We start from the raw sequence: 15,534 nt of genomic DNA, 5'->3' as shown, positions 1-15,534 counted from the left end.
AGGCGGTCTCGATACGCGCGCTTCGCGCGCTCCTCGACGGTGAATCCCGCCGCGTCAACGCCGCTTCGCGGCAGTGATCCGGCGCAACTCACGGTTGATCTGACGGGCCCACAGCGGGCCGCGGTAGAGGAACGCCGTGTAGCCCTGCACGAGGTTCGCGCCGGCGTCGAGGCGCTCCCGCACATCGGCGGCCGTCTCGACTCCGCCGACCGAGATGACGCAGAACTGCGCCGGCACGACGGCGCGCACCAGGAGAAGCACCTCCAGCGCGCGTGCTTTGAGCGGTGCGCCGGACAGCCCGCCCGCGCCGGCGGCCTCGACGACGTCAGACGACGTGCGCAGGCCCTCGCGCGAGATCGTCGTGTTGGTCGCGATGATCCCTGCCAGATCCGTGTCGACCGCGAGCCGCGCGATCGCCTCGACCTCGTCATCGGACAGGTCGGGCGCGATCTTGACCAGCAAGGGCGTGGAACCCGCGGCATCCCGAACCGCTTCGAGCAGCGGACGCAGCGTCTCGACGGCCTGCATGCTGCGCAGGCCGGGCGTATTCGGAGACGAGACGTTGACGACGAGGTAGTCGGCCAGCGGAGCCAGCAGCGTCGCGCTGCGCACGTAGTCGGCCGTCGCGTCGGCGACATCGACGACGCGGCTCTTGCCGATGTTGACCCCGACGACAGGTCGTCGTCGACGCCGCCGCAGCTTCTCGAGCCGCACCGACGCGGCAGCCGCCCCGCCGTTGTTGAAGCCCATCCGGTTGATCACGGCGCGGTCCGGGACCAGCCGGAACAGGCGCGGACGCGGGTTGCCGGGCTGGGGGATGGCCGTCACCGTGCCGACCTCGACATGGCCGAAGCCGAGCGCCCACAGTCCCGATGCGCCGATCACGTCTTTGTCGAAGCCGGCGGCGACCCCGAAGGGCGAGTCGAAACGCAGCCCGAGCGCTTCGGTGCGCAGGTCGGCATGGGGTCGGGTGAGCGCGCGCGAAGCCCACGCGAGACCCGGAAGCCCCAGCATCCGGATCACCTTCATCCCGAGGTGGTGCGCCGATTCGGGATCGATGCGCGACAGGACGGTGCGGAAGAGAAGGGGATACATCCCGTTCAGGGTATCGCCCCGGGGGCGCTCACTCGTCGACGGCAGCAGGAGCCGGTGCACGATCCGCACGCAGCTGGTCGATCGCCGACTCGAAGTCCTCGAGCGATTCGAACGCCCGATACACGCTCGCGAACCGCAGGTACGCGACCTCGTCGAGTTCGCGCAAGGGGCCGAGGATCGCCAGTCCGATCTCATTTGCATCGAGCTGCGATGAGCCCGTCTGGCGGATCGACTCCTCGACGCGCTGCGCGAGCATCGCGAGATCGGCATCGGTCACAGGCCGGCCCTGGCATGCCTTGCGCACTCCCGAGACGACCTTCTCGCGACTGAACGGCTCGACGACGCCGGAGCGCTTGATGACGCTGAGGCTCGCCGTCTCGACCGTCGTGAAGCGGCCGCCGCATTCGGGGCACTGGCGCCGGCGACGAATGCTCAGCCCGTCATCGCTCGTGCGCGAATCGATGACGCGCGAGTCGGAGTGGCGGCAGAACGGGCAGTGCATGTCAGCCCCAGCCTACGCGTCGAACCGCACGTCGACGGCTTCGCCGTGCGCGGGCAGGTGCTCGGCTTCGGCGAGGGTCACGATCGCCTCGCGCACGCCCGCCAGCGCGTCATGGTCATACTCGATGACCTGCTGCGGGCGCAGGAACGTCGCGGCGGAGAGACCCGCCGCGTACCGCGCCTGACCGCCCGTCGGCAGCACGTGATTGGAGCCGGCGAGGTAGTCTCCGAGGCTCACGGGCGAGTTCGCGCCGACGAATACGGCCCCGGCGTGCACGAAGTCCTCGGGATGCGGATCGGACAGGTGCAGCTCGAGGTGCTCGGGCGCATACGCATTGCTGAACGCCGTCGCCGCCGCGAGATCGTCGACGAGCACGATCGCGGACTGCGGTCCGCGCAGCGCCGTCGCCACCCGATCGGCGTGCCTCGTGCGCGGCGCGCGCTGCTCGAGGTCGGCGTGAACCTCGGCCGCGAGTGCCGCTGAAGTGGTCACGAGCACGGCCGAGGCCTGTTCGTCGTGTTCGGCCTGGCTGATCAGATCGGCCGAGACGAGCCGCGGATCGGCCGTCTCGTCGGCGACGATGAGGATCTCGGTCGCTCCCGCCTCGGAATCGGTGCCGACACGCCCCGCGACGGCGCGCTTGGCCGCCGCGACGAAGTTGTTGCCCGGTCCGGTCACGACGTCGACGGGGTCGAGCCCGAACGACGCCACACCGTGCGCGAATGCGGCGATCGCGCCGGCCCCGCCCATCGCGTAGACCTCGTCGACGCCGAGCAGGCGGGCCGCCGCGAGGATGACGGGATGCACGCGACCGTCCGCGTCGCGCTGCGGCGGCGACGCGAGGGCGATCCGCTGGACTCCGGCGACCTGCGCCGGCACGACGTTCATGACGACGCTCGACGGGTATACGGCCTTGCCGCCGGGCACATACAACCCGACGCGGCGCACGGGCTGCCAGCGCTGCGCGACGCGGGCACCCGGGGCGAGCTCCGTGACGACGGGGGGCGGAATCTGAGCGAGGGATGCCGCGCGCACGCGCTCGATCGCCGCTTCGAGGGCGTCGCGCACGGCGGGATCGAGGTTCGCGAGGGCTTCGTCGAGATGCGCCGCCGGCACGCGGATCGCGTGGCCGGTCACGCCGTCGAAGCGCTCGGCCTGCTCGCGGAGCGCATCCTCGCCGCGCGCGGCGACGTCGGACACGATCTGCGCCGCCGCCGCGAGGGCTTCGTCCCGCGCCGAGACGGCACGGGGCACAGCGGCGAGCAGTTCGGTGGGTGAGAGGGCGCGCCCGCGAAGGTCGATCGTGCGAAGCATCCGTCTACGCTAGCGCGGCAGCGGGCCTCAGCCGCGCGTCACGTCCTCGATGTCGAGCAGGTGCCCGACCCGGCCGTCTTCGTGGCGCACGACGAATCGGTCGCCGTGGTCCTCGATGACGAGTGCCCAGGCGGTCGGTCCGATGCGGAACAGCGGCGCGCCGTGCTCGTCGACGACGTCGCGCTCCTCGGGAACGAGCGCCCAGAAAGCCTGGTGCCGCACGGGTTCGTCCGCGACGGGCTCCTGCGCGACGGGCTCGTAGGTGTCGCGCACCTGATCGGGGTCCCAGTCCGCATCAGCTTCGGCGGGCTCGGCGCCGTAGGGCGGCTCGTCGGCCGTGCCGGCGTCGTAGGCGTCGGCCTCGGCGACGGGCGCGTACGTGCCGTCGGCCGGCGCACCCCGCTCGGCTTCCGGAGCGTGCGGCTCGGGCCGGGGTCGCACCGGACGCGGGGAGACGGCGCGGACCGGTCGCGCGTTGCGGTGCGCGGCGATCTCGCGACGCCCTTCGAAGTCCTCGGAGAACGGCGGGATGAGCGAGCCGAACACCGTCAGCAGCACACCGGCGAGCATGAGGAAGAACTCCACCCAGATGACCCATGAGCGGAACCATGCACCGCCCGCGAGCGAGAACGCGACGGTCTCCCAGACCAGCTGTAGCCACACGACCGTCGACACCGAGAAGGCCACCGAGGCGAACTGATCGATCCCGAGTGAGCCGAATCGCCGGATGCCCTGGGGGGACAGCCGCCGCAGCACGAGCAGGAAGACGGCGATCGTGGGCAGACCGATCGTGAGGACCCAGCCCAGACCCGAGGTCCAGACCGAACCGAAGCCGAACAGGAGGCTCTCGCGGGGGCCCCCGATGATGGCGGCGACGGGGAAGAACGAGACGACGAACGCCGCGAGCCAGATCCCCGCGAGCGAGACCTCGCGGATCGTGAACGGTCCGACCCCGTACTGGGGACGCTCCCCCGAGCTCGCGGGTTCGTCGACCGTCATGTCGGTTTCGTCGACCGTGATGTCGGTGTCGACGTCGATGTTCTCGTCCTGGTGGTCGGTCACGATGGTCCTTCCGGTTCCGAGCAAGGGGTCTTCTGAATCCTACCGGCGGCTCATCCGAGGCACTGCGGGCCGAGCAGCCCCTTGAGCTCACCGAACAGGTCAGCGGTCACGGTGACGGTGAGGGGCACCTCGAAGACCTTCGCCGTGCCGCCCTTGTGCAGCTTGAGGGTCACTTCGGTCTCGCCGCGGTGGCGCCCGAGGACGTCGGCGAGATCGCCGATCACCGTCTCGGTCGCACGGTGCTCGGGCATCGTCAGAGTGAGCGGCCCCGCGGCATCCATCGTTCCGAGATCGGGCGAGAACACCGCCTGCGCGTGCAGATTCATGCCGTCGTCGCGGCGGGACACGCGGCCGCGAACGACGAGGATCGAGTCGGCCTGCAGCATCGACGAGAACTCGGTGTAGGTCTTGCCCATGAACATGACGGTGATCTCGCCGTTGAAGTCTTCGACGGTGATCATGCCGTAGGGGTTGCCGCTCTGCTTCGCGACACGGTGCTGCACGCTCGTGACGAGCCCCGCGATCGTGACCTGGTCGCCGTCATCGAGGACCTCGCTCGCGAGCAGGTCGTGGATGCTGATGGACGCGTGCTTCGCGAGCGGGATCTCGAGCCCGGCGAGCGGGTGGTCGGACACGTACAGGCCGAGCATCTCGCGCTCGAACGCGAGCTTGTCCTTCTTGGTCCACTCCGGGCGATCGGGCACCTTCGCCGCCTGCTGCGGCTCGTCGTCGCCCCACAGCGAGTCGAAGTCGAATCCGACCTCGCCGTTGGCCTCGCGCCGTTTGTCGAGCACGGCGGCCTCGGTGGCATCCTCGTGGATCTCCATGAGGGCGCGCCGGGTGTCGCCGAGCGAGTCGAACGCACCCGCCTTGATGAGCGATTCGACCGTGCGCTTGTTGGCGACGTGCACGGGCACCTTCGTGAGGAAGCCGTGGAACGACGTGAACGGCTCGTCGGCACGCGACGCGACGATCGCATCGACGACGTTCGTGCCGACGTTGCGGACGGCACCCAGTCCGAAGCGGATGTCCTCGCCGACGGCGGCGAAGTAGCGGATCGACTGGCCGACGTCGGGCGGCAGCACCTTGATGCCCATGCGCCGGCACTCGTTGAGATAGATCGCGAGCTTGTCCTTCGCATCGCCCACGCTCGTGAGCAGGGCCGCCATGTACTCGGCGGGATAGTGCGCCTTGAGATAGGCCGTCCAGTACGAGACCAGCCCGTATGCGGCGGAGTGCGCCTTGTTGAAGGCGTAGTCCGAGAACGGCAGCAGGATCTCCCACAGCTTCTGCACGGCCTCGTCGGAGTAGCCGTTGGCGTGCATGCCCGCCTGGAAGCCCTCGAACTGCTTGTCGAGCTCGGACTTCTTCTTCTTTCCCATCGCGCGGCGCAGGATGTCGGCTTGACCCAGGCTGAATCCGGCGACACGCTGGGCGATCGCCATGACCTGCTCCTGGTAGATGATCAGGCCGTAGCTCGTGTCGAGGATGTCCGAGAGCGAGTCGGTGAACTCCTCGTGGATCGGCGTGATGTCCTGCTGCCCGTTCTTGCGCAGGGCGTAGTTGATGTGCGAGTTCGCACCCATGGGTCCTGGACGGTACAGGGCGATGACGGCCGAGATGTCCTCGAAGTTGTCGGGCTTGAGCAGCCGGAGGAGCGAGCGCATGGGCCCGCCGTCGAGCTGGAACACGCCCAGCGTGTCACCGCGCGAGAGCAGCTCGTAGGATGCCGCATCGTCGAGCGTGAGATCTTCGAGCACGAGGGGGTGGCCGCGGTTGGCCTCGATGTTGTCGAGCGCATCATTGATGATCGTGAGGTTGCGCAGCCCCAGGAAGTCCATCTTGATGAGGCCGAGCGATTCGCACGCGGGGTAGTCGAACTGCGTGACGATCTGGCCGTCCTGCTCGCGCTTCATGATCGGGATGATGTCGAGCAGCGGCTCGCTGGACATGATCACGCCGGCGGCGTGCACGCCCCACTGGCGCTTGAGGTTCTCGAGGCCCACCGCGGTGTCGAACACCGTCTTGGCCTCGGCGTCGGTCTCGATGAGAGCGCGGAACTCGGAGGCCTCTTTGAAGCGCGGGTGCTTCGTGTCGAACATGCCCTCGAGCGGCATGTCCTTGCCCATGACGGCGGGCGGCATGGCCTTGGTGAGCCGCTCCCCCATGCTGAACGGGAAGCCGAGCACGCGCCCGGCGTCTTTCAAGGCCTGCTTGGCCTTGATGGTGCCGTACGTGACGATCTGGGCCACGCGCTCGTCGCCGTACTTCTCGGTGACGTACTGGATGACCTCGCCGCGGCGACGGTCGTCGAAGTCGACGTCGAAGTCGGGCATCGAGACGCGGTCGGGGTTGAGGAAGCGCTCGAAGATGAGCCCGTGCTGCAGCGGGTCGAGATCGGTGATCCCCATCGCGTACGCCACCATCGATCCGGCGCCCGATCCGCGACCGGGACCGACGCGGATGCCGTTGCGCTTGGCCCAGTTGATGAAGTCGGCCACGACGAGGAAGTAGCCGGGGAAGCCCATCTGAACGATGACCCCGGTCTCGTACTCGGCCTGCCTGCGTACATCGTCGGGGATGCCGGTGGGATACCGGACGTGCAGCCCCTGCTCGATCTCTTTGACGAACCAGGACTCCTCGGTCTCGCCGTCCGGCACGGGGAAGCGGGGCATGTAGTTCGCCGACGTGTTGAACTCGACGTCGCACCGTTCGGCGATCAGCAGCGTCGTGTCGCACGCCTCAGGGTGCTCGCGGAAGACCTGTCGCATCTCGGCGGCGGTCTTGACGTAATACCCGTCGCCGTCGAACTTGAAGCGCTTCGGGTCATCGAGGGTCGAGCCGGACTGCACGCAGAGCAGCGCCGCGTGGCTCTTCGCATCGTGCTGATGCGTGTAGTGCAGGTCGTTCGTCGCGACGAGCGGGATGCCGAGGTCTTTCGAGATCTTCAGCAGGTCGCCGATGACGCGTCGCTCGATCGACAGACCGTGATCCATGATCTCGGTGAAGTAGTTGTCCTTGCCGAAGATGTCCTGGAATTCCGCCGCCGCGGCCCGCGCCGCGTCGTACTGTCCGAGCCGCAGTCGCGTCTGGATCTCGCCCGAGGGGCAGCCGGTCGTGGCGATGAGACCCTTCGCATAGGTCTGAAGCAGCTCGCGGTCCATGCGGGGCTTGAAATAGTAGCCCTCGAGGCTCGACCGCGACGAGAGCCGGAAGAGGTTGTGCATGCCTTCCGTCGTCTCGGACAGCAGGGTCATGTGCGTGTACGCGCCCGAGCCCGACACGTCGTCGTCGGACTGTCCGGGCGTGCCCCATCGCACGCGCGAGCGGTCGCCGCGGTGCGTTCCCGGGGTGACGTAGGCCTCGATCCCGATGATCGGCTTGATGCCGGCATCTTTCGCCGCCTTGTAGAACTCGAAGGCGGCGAACGTGTTGCCGTGGTCGGTGACGGCGATCGCCGGCATCTCGAGCCGCACCGCCTCTTGCACCATCGATCCGATGCGCGCGGCCCCGTCGAGCATCGAGTATTCGCTGTGCACGTGCAGGTGTACGAAAGAGTCGGATGCCACGCATCGAGTCTACGTAGCGGCTCGGACATCAGGGCCCGAGGTGGCCCTCGGCCGCGCATGCCGTGCACGGTGTCGTCCTGTGTCCCCCTCGCCCGCGCCGAACACGCAGGTGCACGGCGCACGACACGCAGGAACGCCGCCGTGCCACGGCAACCCGCCCGACGGGCACGGCACCGGCGGTGATCCCCGTCGACGCCGGACACGGCGTGCCTAACGTCGAAGTGCGACGCCGGCACGAGGAGGTCCGTGGGGGATGTCATCCCGGGCCGGCGTCGCGACCTCCTCCCCCGTCGGCTCAGTCGCCGCGCAGGACCTCGAGCGCGTGAGCGAGGTCGCCGGGGTACTCCGAGGTGAAGGTCGACCACTCCCGCGTCGCGGGGTGCGCGAAGGAGAGCTGGTGCGCGTGCAGCCACTGGCGCGTGAGCCCCAGCCGAGCGGAGAGGGTCGGATCGGCGCCGTACAGCGGATCGCCGACGCACGGATGCCGGTGGGCGGCCATGTGCACACGGATCTGGTGCGTCCGGCCCGTCTCGAGGTGGATCTCGAGCAGCGATGCTCCGGGGAACGCCTCGATCGTCTCGTAGTGCGTCACGGAGTCCTTGCCGTCGGGTGTGACCGCGAACTTCCACGAGTGGGTCGCGTGTCGGCCTATCGGTGCGTCGATCGTGCCGGTGAGGGGGTCGGGATGCCCCTGCACGATCGCGTGATAGATCTTCTCGACCTCGCGCTCCTTGAACGCCCGCTTGAGCGCCGTGTAGGCGTGCTCGGACTTGGCGACCACCATGAGCCCGCTCGTGCCCACGTCGAGCCGATGCACGATGCCCTGGCGCTCGGCCGCCCCCGTTGTCGCGACGCGCACGCCGCCCGCCGCCAGCGCCCCCAGCACGGTCGGACCCTCCCAGCCGACGGAGGGATGCGCCGCGACGCCGACCGGCTTGTCGATCACGACGATGTCGTCGTCTTCGTGCACGATGCCGAGGTCGGGAACCGCGAGCGGCACGACGACGGGCTCCTGCCGATCCGTCCACGTGATGTCGAGCACGCTTCCTGCCGAGACCCGGTCGGACTTGCCCACGACACCGCCGTCGAGCAGCACGCCGCCCGCTTCGGCGACCTCGGCCGCGAACGTGCGCGAGAAGCCGAGCATCTTCGCGAGCGCCTGGTCCACCCGAGTTCCGTCGAGCCCGTCGGGCACGGGGAGCATCCGGGTGGGCATGTCAGCGGTCGTCGCGGTGTTCGTCCGCCTCGCGGTCCGCTTCGCGCTCGACCTCACGCTGCTCGCGCTGCGTGAGCGGCGGCAGTCCGCGTTCATCGGCGGGGATGCCGACATCAGGGTCGGCGACGGGGAACTCGTCGCCGAAGCCCGAGACTGCGCCGCCGGGCGCCACTTCGTCGCCTTCGCCGAGAATCGTCTCGCGCTCGGAGTCGTGTCGCGATTCGCGTGTTCCGTCCATGTGCACTCCCAGGATGATCAGCAGTGCGACCAGGATCATGTCGCACACGATGAAGATGTCGGCGACGTTGTAGATCGCCGGCGACATGCCCGGGAAGAACCACATCCAGGGCGTGTTGATAAAGTCGATCACGTGCCCGACCGCGAAGCCGGGCTCGCGGAAGAGGCGATCGGTGAGATTGCCGAGCACACCCCCCAGCAGCAGGCCGAGCACGACCGCCCACAGGCGTGAGCGCACGCGCGTGACGGCGAGCCAGCCGATGACCACCGCGACCAGAGCCAGCGCGATCGTGAAGATCCAGGTGACCCCCTCGCCGAGCGAAAAGGCCGCGCCGGGGTTCTTCACGAGATAGAAGCTCAGGAAGTCCCCGAAAACGGGGACCGTCTGCTGCAGCGGCAGGTTCTCGAGGGCGAGCTGCTTCGAGAACTGGTCGGCGGCCAGCACCACTGCCGCGAGAATCGCGATCGTGATGCCGGCCGCCGCCGGACGAAGCTTCGACGCGCTCGTGTGCGGGCGTGTCAAAGGGACAGGTTCAGAGGCCGGCCGCAGAGATCGGGGTCGAACCCGATGCCGTGCCGGTCGTCTCGAGGTCGCGGAGGTGGCTCTCGATGTAGCCGCGCAGCTGCGTGCGGTAGTCGCGCTCGAACTGACGCAGATCGGAGATGCGGCCCTCGAGCGAGACGCGCTCGCGATCGAGGCGTGCGATCTCTTCGCGACCACGTGTCTCGGCGTCCGAGATGATGGCGGCCGCCTGCGACTTGGCGTCGGCGATGAGCTTGTCGCGCTGAGCCTCGCCCTCGGCGACGTGCTCGTCGTGCACCCGCTGAGCGAGCTCGATGAGGCCGGCCGATGCCGAGACGGGCGCGGGGGTGGCCTGCGGTGCCGCTTCGGCCGCGGGTGCGGGAACCGACACCTCTTCGATGACCTCGACGGACTCGACGGTCTCGGAGGCCGGCGCCTCGCCGGACTCGTACGCGGCGAGCTTCGCCTTCAGCTCTTCGTTCTCGGCGATCGTCTTGCGCCACTCGACGACGATCTCGTCGAGGAAGTCATCGACCTCGTCCGGGTCGAAGCCTTCCTTGAAACGGACGTGCTGGAACTGCTTGGTGACGACGTCATCCGGAGTCAAAGCCATGGTGATTCCTCTTTCGAGCGCTCAGGTCGGTGGCAACGGTCTGGGGCGGACCCGCCGACTGGCAAGCCGTACCTGCCAAGCATAGCCGCGGCATCCACCCCTGTGGTGTCGGTCCGTGCGGAGTCAGACGGACATGAAGGCTCTCGTGATCGAGAGCAGCACGAAGCACAGGAGCATCGTGAGGGCGAAACCGAAGTCGATCGCGATGGCCCCGACGCGCAACGGAGGGATGAGGCGTCGGAAGAGTCGGATCGGCGGGTCGGTCACGGTGTAGACGATCTCGGCGGCGACGAGGCCGAGCCCTTTGGGCCGCCATTCGCGGTTGAAGATCGGCACCCATTCGAGCACGAGACGCACGAGCAGCACGAGCACGTACAGGACGAGCGCGCCGTTCAGTATCGCCGCGGCGAGGCGGACGAGCTCCACGGCTTACTGCTGTGCGAAGGGCACGGACTCCGCGTCGGCGTGCGCGACGGCGCCGTCACCCGACACGGCGACGTTCTCGGGCGAGAGCAGGAAGACCTTGCTCGTGACCCGCTCGATGCGCCCGAACAGGCCCAGCGAGAGTCCGCTCGCGAAATCGATCAGACGGCGCGCGTCGGCGTCGCTCATCTGCGAGAGATTGATGATGACCGGCACGCCGTCGCGGAAGTTCTCGGCGATGACCTGCGCGTCGCGGTACTGCTTGGGATGCACCGTCAGGATCTCGCTGATGGCGGTCGGCGCCGGCTGGCGCACGACGGCGGGGCGATGGATCGGGGTCACGGGCGCTGCTTTCTCGACGACGGCTTCGGTCTTGCGACCGCGGGGCTGCGGCGCAGGCTCCTCGTACACCTCTTCCTCGTCGGCGAGGCCCAGGTACACCATGGTCTTCTTGAGCGGGTTCGACATCGCATCCTCCGTTGTGCTCGTCTGTTCCGAGGTTAACCGCGGTCGGGCCGCGGTCCCGTGATTGCCGAGCCGATCCGCAGGTGTGTCGCACCCGCGGCGATCGCCTCGGCGAAGTCTGCCGTCATGCCGGCTGAGATCCAATCCGCATCCGGCACCGTCGCTCGCACCACATCGCTGAAGGCTGCCAGGCGCGCGAACGCGGCGGCGGGCGGCTCCTCGAGGGGCGCGACGGCCATGATCCCGCGCACGCGCAGCGACCGTCGATCGGCGACGTGTTCGGCGAGCTCGGCGAGATCCTCCGGCGCGACGCCGCCTCGACCCGGGTCTGCCGTGAGGTTCACCTGCAGCAGCACATCCAGGACGGGATCGGAGGCCTCCGCCGCGGCGTCGAGCGCATCGGCGACCCGACCGCGGTCGACCGAGTGAACGATGGATGCCGCGGCGCGCACGGCGCGAGCCTTCTTGGTCTGCAGCTGGCCGATGAAGTGCCAATCGACGTCGAGGTCGGGCAGCTCGGCGCGCTTGGCGGTGAGCTCCTGCTGGCGGTTCTCGCCGACATCGCACACACCGAGGTCGGCGAGGGCTGTGACCAGCGCCGCGGGATGGAACTTCGTCACGACGATGCGCGTGAGGGAGCTCGGTGCGCGGCCGACGTCGCGCGCCGCCTGGGCGATGCGTTCGTCGATGTCGGCCAGTCGCGCCGACAGCGCCGCGACGTCGACAGACTCAGGGGACGGGGGCATGAAAATCCGTTCTCTGAGTCTGTCGATCGTCGTGCGGGACTTACTTGAGGAAGTCCGGGATGTCGAGGTCGTCGTCGCCGAACGCCGAGTCGTAGGCGTCGGGCACCGAGACGCCGACCGAGACCGGCTCGGCGGGAGCGGGTTCGGGCGTGTCGAGCTCGCGGGCGGCGTCCTGAGCGGGCGTCGCCGGCACGACCGGTGCCGAGAAGTCGCGCGACGCCGTGATCGGCTCGATACGCGCCTGCGGCTGTCCGCCGTCGAAGCCCGCCGCGATGACCGTGACCCGCACCTCGTCTCCGAGCGTGTCGTCGATGACCGTTCCGAAGATGATGTTGGCCTCGGGGTGCGCCGCCTCTTTGACCAGCTGCGCGGCGTCGTTGATCTCGAAGATCCCGAGATTCGACCCGCCCTGGATCGACAGCAGCACGCCGTGCGCGCCTTCGATGGATGCTTCGAGCAGGGGCGATTCGACCGCGAGCTCGGCGGCCTTGATGGCGCGGTCCGCTCCGCGGGCGGAGCCGATGCCCATGAGGGCGGAGCCCGCGCCCTGCATGACCGACTTGACGTCGGCGAAGTCGAGGTTGATCAGACCGGGCGTCGTGATGAGGTCGGTGATGCCCTGCACACCGGCCAGGAGCACCTGGTCGGCCGTCGCGAACGCCTCGATCATCGAGATGCCGCGGTCGCTGATCTCGAGGAGTCGGTCGTTCGGCACCACGATGAGGGTGTCGACTTCTTCCTTGAGCTTCGCGACGCCGGTCTCCGCCTGCTGCTGCCGGCGGCGACCCTCGAACGAGAACGGCTTCGTCACGACACCGATGGTGAGCGCTCCGATGGACTTCGCGATCTTCGCGACGACCGGCGCACCGCCGGTGCCCGTACCGCCGCCTTCGCCCGCCGTGACGAAGACCATGTCGGCACCGCGCAAGGCCTCCTCGATCTCCTCGGCGTGGTCTTCCGCCGCCCGGCGACCCACCTCGGGATCGGCGCCCGCGCCGAGTCCGCGCGTGAGTTCACGCCCGACGTCGAGCTTGACGTCCGCGTCGCTCATGAGCAGCGCCTGCGCGTCGGTGTTCACCGCGATGAACTCCACGCCGCGCAGTCCGAGCTCGATCATGCGGTTCACGGCGTTCACGCCGCCCCCGCCCACTCCGACCACCTTGATGACTGCGAGGTAGTTCTGGTTCTGGCTCATGCCGGCCTCCGTCTTTCGAACCAAACCTTCAACCTCATCTAGAGGTTTAAAGAATTGCTCGGTATGCAATTCCTGATTCCGAACGTAGGCGGATGCCGCGCCTCGGGCCGGAGGAGGACGGCGTGTCGCGACATCGCCCGTGAAGTTGCCGTCGGAAGTCGGGATCGTCAGCGGATGACGACGGCGGCCGGCGACGAAACGTCGTATTCGACGACCGTGTCCGGCGGGCGCGCCGCCATCGCCGTCTCGAGCACGACGGCCTTCATCGCCGAGTCATCGGCGCTCCCCCACACGACCATCGCGTTCGAGCCGCCCAGCGACAGGCGCACATCGTCCGGGGAGGTCGCCGTGACGGCCGTGACCTGCGCGCGGATGGATTCGGGGAGCGTACGCATGACCAGGCCCACGGCCCGGAACGCCGACGAGTCGGCACCGCCCCGCACGGTCAGGACGGGGGCTCCCTCGCCGGGCGAGGGCGCGGTCGACAGCGCCACCCCCGCGGCATCCACGAGGGTGAATCCGGCTGAGGTCTCGATGTAGCCGACCGGTGTGCGCTCGACGATCCGCACGACGAGCTCGTGCGGGGGGCGCGCCTCGAGCGTGTACGTCTCGACGAGCGGGAAGCCCACGAGCGCCGCCTTCACCCGGCTCTCGTCGACCGAGGCGAGAGGTGTGCCGATCTGGCCCGACAGCGCGTCTTCGACAGCGGCGGCATCGAGCTGCGACGCGCCGACGACGGTCACCTGCTCGACGGCGAAGAGGGGACTGTATGCCGCACCGACGGTCGCCGCCGCGAGCAGCACGACCGAGGCCACGGCGCTGATCCACACCGCGCGTCGCCTGCGCTGCCGCGCCGTGAAGCGGCGCACTTCGGCGCGCAGCGCCCGACGGCGCGCCCGTGTGGCGGCCCAGACGTCGCGCACGCCGATGCCGTCGGGCGCGTCGCCCGCCGACTCGCGATCCGACGGCGGCGGGGCGGCAGCATCCGGATCGGGACCCGCGAACGTGATCGGCACGATGGGTGCCGTCGCATCGGGCTCGGCGCCGGTCGCCGGGCGCTCGGGCCGGGGCGGGGCCGTGCTCGGCTGCGGCAGCGGCGGGGGCCGGCGCATGCCTACTCCGCCGCGGGCGTCGCGCGGCCGAGGGCCTCGAGCACCTGCGGCACGATCAGGTTGACGTTGCCGCACCCGAGCGTCACGATGAAGTCGCCCTCGCGTGCCACGGACGCGGTGTAGTCGGCGGCGTCCTGCCAATCGGCGACGAAGTGGACGTGCGCCGGGTCGGCGAAGGCCTCGCTGACGAGGGCGCCCGTGACGCCGGGAACGGGATCCTCCCGCGCGCCGTAGACGTCGAGGACGACGGTGTGGTCGGCGTGGGACTCGAGGACGTCGGCGAACTCCTGGAACATGTCCGCCGTGCGCGAGTAGGTGTGCGGCTGGTGCAGCGCGATGATCCGCCCCCCGCCCGCGACGGTGCGCGCGCCGGCGAGGGCCGCGGCGACCTCGGTGGGGTGGTGCGCGTAGTCGTCGAAGACGCTCACGCCGCGGATGACGCCGTGCAGTTCGAAGCGGCGGGCGGTGCCCGCGAAGCCCTCGACGGCACGCGCCGCGTCGAGCACGTCATGGCCGAGGGCGATGAGCACGGCGACCGCACCGGCGGCGTTGAGCGCGTTGTGAGCACCCGGCACGGTCAGCTGCACGGCCGCCGCCGCGACGCCGTGCCGGATCGTGAAGGCGACCGGACCATCGGTGACGATGTCGGTCACGCGCACGTCGGCGTCCGGTGCCGTGCCGAAGGTCAGCACGTTCGGGTGGGTGATGCGCTCGCGCACCGACACGGCGCCAGGGTCGTCGGACGAGAGCACGACGGCATCGCGCGCCTCGTCGGCGAAGCGGGCGAACGCCGCGTCGAAGGCGTCGCGCGAGCCCCAGTGGTCGAGGTGGTCGGGGTCGACGTTCGTGATGAGGGCGACCGCCGTGTCGTAGAGCAGGAACGTGCCGTCGGACTCGTCGGCCTCGATGACGACGAGATCGTCGGCTCCGCTGCCGCTCGAGACGCGGAGCTGCTCGATGACCCCGCCGTTGACGAACGTCGGGTCGGCGCCCAGCGCCTGCAGCGCCGTGACGATCATGCCGGTCGAGGTCGTCTTTCCGTGCGCTCCGGCGACCGAGACGAGCGGCCGGCCGCCGATGAGCCAGTGCAGGGCCTGCGAGCGGTGGATGACGTGCAGCCCGCGCTCCTTGGCGAGCACGAACTCGGGGTTCTCGGGCCAGATGGCCCCCGTGTGCACGACGGTGTCGACGTCGTCTGCGAGGTTCGCGGCGTCGTGACCCACGTGCACGATCGCTCCGAGCTCGGCGAGCTGGCGCAGCCCGGGGCTGTCGGCACGGTCGGAGCCCGACACGCGGATGCCCCGCTCGAGGAACATGCGGGCCAGCCCGGACATGCCCGAGCCGCCGATGCCGATGAAGTGCGCGGCGTCGATGGTCTCGGGGATCGGAAGGCTCAGGTCGGGTCGGATCATGGCCCGTCAATCCTAAGTCGGCCCCGCAGGCGCCGGCTCTCGCCGCGCGG

14 protein-coding genes are annotated in these 15,534 nt (G+C 69.4%); all 14 read right to left on the bottom strand.

Features of this window, described 5'->3' with window-relative positions:
• Positions 1 to 54: 54 nt before the first annotated feature.
• The 14 genes from ACWIBS_RS04905 to murC all read right to left on the bottom strand — a co-directional run bounded on the left by ACWIBS_RS04905 (position 55) and on the right by murC (position 15,484).
• The gene (locus tag ACWIBS_RS04905; RefSeq protein ID WP_376126246.1) at positions 55 to 1,095 is read right to left on the bottom strand and encodes a quinone-dependent dihydroorotate dehydrogenase; all 1,041 of its coding nucleotides are present in this window, start codon (positions 1,093 to 1,095) and stop codon (positions 55 to 57) included.
• Between the two features lie 28 nt (positions 1,096 to 1,123).
• Positions 1,124 to 1,597: a transcriptional regulator NrdR gene (gene nrdR / locus ACWIBS_RS04900; protein WP_376126243.1), complete on the bottom strand. Its 474-nt coding sequence runs from the start codon at positions 1,595 to 1,597 to the stop codon at positions 1,124 to 1,126.
• Positions 1,598 to 1,609: 12 nt separating this feature from the next.
• On the bottom strand, positions 1,610 to 2,911 hold the full coding sequence (gene hisD / locus ACWIBS_RS04895) for a histidinol dehydrogenase (protein WP_376126240.1): 1,302 nt from the start codon (positions 2,909 to 2,911) through the stop codon (positions 1,610 to 1,612).
• Between the two features lie 27 nt (positions 2,912 to 2,938).
• Positions 2,939 to 3,973: a hypothetical protein gene (locus ACWIBS_RS04890; protein WP_376126238.1), complete on the bottom strand. Its 1,035-nt coding sequence runs from the start codon at positions 3,971 to 3,973 to the stop codon at positions 2,939 to 2,941.
• Positions 3,974 to 4,023: 50 nt separating this feature from the next.
• Positions 4,024 to 7,542 carry a DNA polymerase III subunit alpha gene (gene dnaE / locus ACWIBS_RS04885; protein ID WP_376126235.1) on the bottom strand — a complete coding sequence of 1,173 codons (3,519 nt, stop codon included), beginning with the start codon at positions 7,540 to 7,542 and terminating at the stop codon, positions 4,024 to 4,026.
• Positions 7,543 to 7,837: 295 nt separating this feature from the next.
• Positions 7,838 to 8,758: an RluA family pseudouridine synthase gene (locus tag ACWIBS_RS04880; RefSeq protein ID WP_376126232.1), complete on the bottom strand. Its 921-nt coding sequence runs from the start codon at positions 8,756 to 8,758 to the stop codon at positions 7,838 to 7,840.
• Position 8,759: 1 nt separating this feature from the next.
• Positions 8,760 to 9,467 carry a signal peptidase II gene (locus ACWIBS_RS04875; RefSeq protein WP_376126521.1) on the bottom strand — a complete coding sequence of 236 codons (708 nt, stop codon included), beginning with the start codon at positions 9,465 to 9,467 and terminating at the stop codon, positions 8,760 to 8,762.
• A 61-nt stretch (positions 9,468 to 9,528) separates the two neighbouring features.
• A complete protein-coding gene (locus tag ACWIBS_RS04870) occupies positions 9,529 to 10,131 on the bottom strand; it encodes a DivIVA domain-containing protein (RefSeq protein ID WP_376126230.1) in 603 nt (200 codons plus the stop codon).
• Positions 10,132 to 10,254: 123 nt separating this feature from the next.
• A complete protein-coding gene (locus ACWIBS_RS04865; RefSeq protein ID WP_376126227.1) occupies positions 10,255 to 10,557 on the bottom strand; it encodes a YggT family protein in 303 nt (100 codons plus the stop codon).
• A 3-nt stretch (positions 10,558 to 10,560) separates the two neighbouring features.
• A complete protein-coding gene (locus ACWIBS_RS04860; protein WP_376126225.1) occupies positions 10,561 to 11,022 on the bottom strand; it encodes a cell division protein SepF in 462 nt (153 codons plus the stop codon).
• Between the two features lie 32 nt (positions 11,023 to 11,054).
• The gene (locus tag ACWIBS_RS04855) at positions 11,055 to 11,765 is read right to left on the bottom strand and encodes a YggS family pyridoxal phosphate-dependent enzyme (protein ID WP_376126222.1); all 711 of its coding nucleotides are present in this window, start codon (positions 11,763 to 11,765) and stop codon (positions 11,055 to 11,057) included.
• A gap of 40 nt (positions 11,766 to 11,805) precedes the next feature.
• Positions 11,806 to 12,960 (bottom strand): cell division protein FtsZ, encoded by a 1,155-nt coding sequence (gene ftsZ, locus ACWIBS_RS04850; RefSeq protein WP_376126219.1) that lies wholly within the window; start codon positions 12,958 to 12,960, stop codon positions 11,806 to 11,808.
• Positions 12,961 to 13,127: 167 nt separating this feature from the next.
• On the bottom strand, positions 13,128 to 14,072 hold the full coding sequence (locus tag ACWIBS_RS04845; protein ID WP_376126216.1) for an FtsQ-type POTRA domain-containing protein: 945 nt from the start codon (positions 14,070 to 14,072) through the stop codon (positions 13,128 to 13,130).
• A 2-nt stretch (positions 14,073 to 14,074) separates the two neighbouring features.
• Positions 14,075 to 15,484 (bottom strand): UDP-N-acetylmuramate--L-alanine ligase, encoded by a 1,410-nt coding sequence (gene murC / locus ACWIBS_RS04840; RefSeq protein ID WP_376126214.1) that lies wholly within the window; start codon positions 15,482 to 15,484, stop codon positions 14,075 to 14,077.
• Between the last annotated feature and the right edge of the window lie 50 nt (positions 15,485 to 15,534).

It is taken from the genome of Microbacterium sp. NPDC055442 (genome assembly GCF_053644215.1).
This window is presented reverse-complemented; position numbering and strand designations above follow the sequence as displayed.

Bases quoted from the DNA above. Each gene is read 5' to 3' on its own strand.
- ACWIBS_RS04855 (WP_376126222.1), bottom strand. From the start codon at position 11,765: ATGCCCCCGTCCCCTGAGTCTGTCGACGTCGCGGCGCTGTCGGCGCGA.
- ACWIBS_RS04905 (WP_376126246.1), bottom strand. From the start codon at position 1,095: ATGTATCCCCTTCTCTTCCGCACCGTCCTGTCGCGCATCGATCCCGAA.
- nrdR (WP_376126243.1), bottom strand. From the start codon at position 1,597: ATGCACTGCCCGTTCTGCCGCCACTCCGACTCGCGCGTCATCGATTCG.
- murC (WP_376126214.1), bottom strand. From the start codon at position 15,484: ATGATCCGACCCGACCTGAGCCTTCCGATCCCCGAGACCATCGACGCC.
- ACWIBS_RS04880 (WP_376126232.1), bottom strand. From the start codon at position 8,758: ATGCCCACCCGGATGCTCCCCGTGCCCGACGGGCTCGACGGAACTCGG.
- ACWIBS_RS04870 (WP_376126230.1), bottom strand. From the start codon at position 10,131: ATGGCTTTGACTCCGGATGACGTCGTCACCAAGCAGTTCCAGCACGTC.
- ACWIBS_RS04860 (WP_376126225.1), bottom strand. From the start codon at position 11,022: ATGTCGAACCCGCTCAAGAAGACCATGGTGTACCTGGGCCTCGCCGAC.
- ftsZ (WP_376126219.1), bottom strand. From the start codon at position 12,960: ATGAGCCAGAACCAGAACTACCTCGCAGTCATCAAGGTGGTCGGAGTG.
- hisD (WP_376126240.1), bottom strand. From the start codon at position 2,911: ATGCTTCGCACGATCGACCTTCGCGGGCGCGCCCTCTCACCCACCGAA.
- ACWIBS_RS04845 (WP_376126216.1), bottom strand. From the start codon at position 14,072: ATGCGCCGGCCCCCGCCGCTGCCGCAGCCGAGCACGGCCCCGCCCCGG.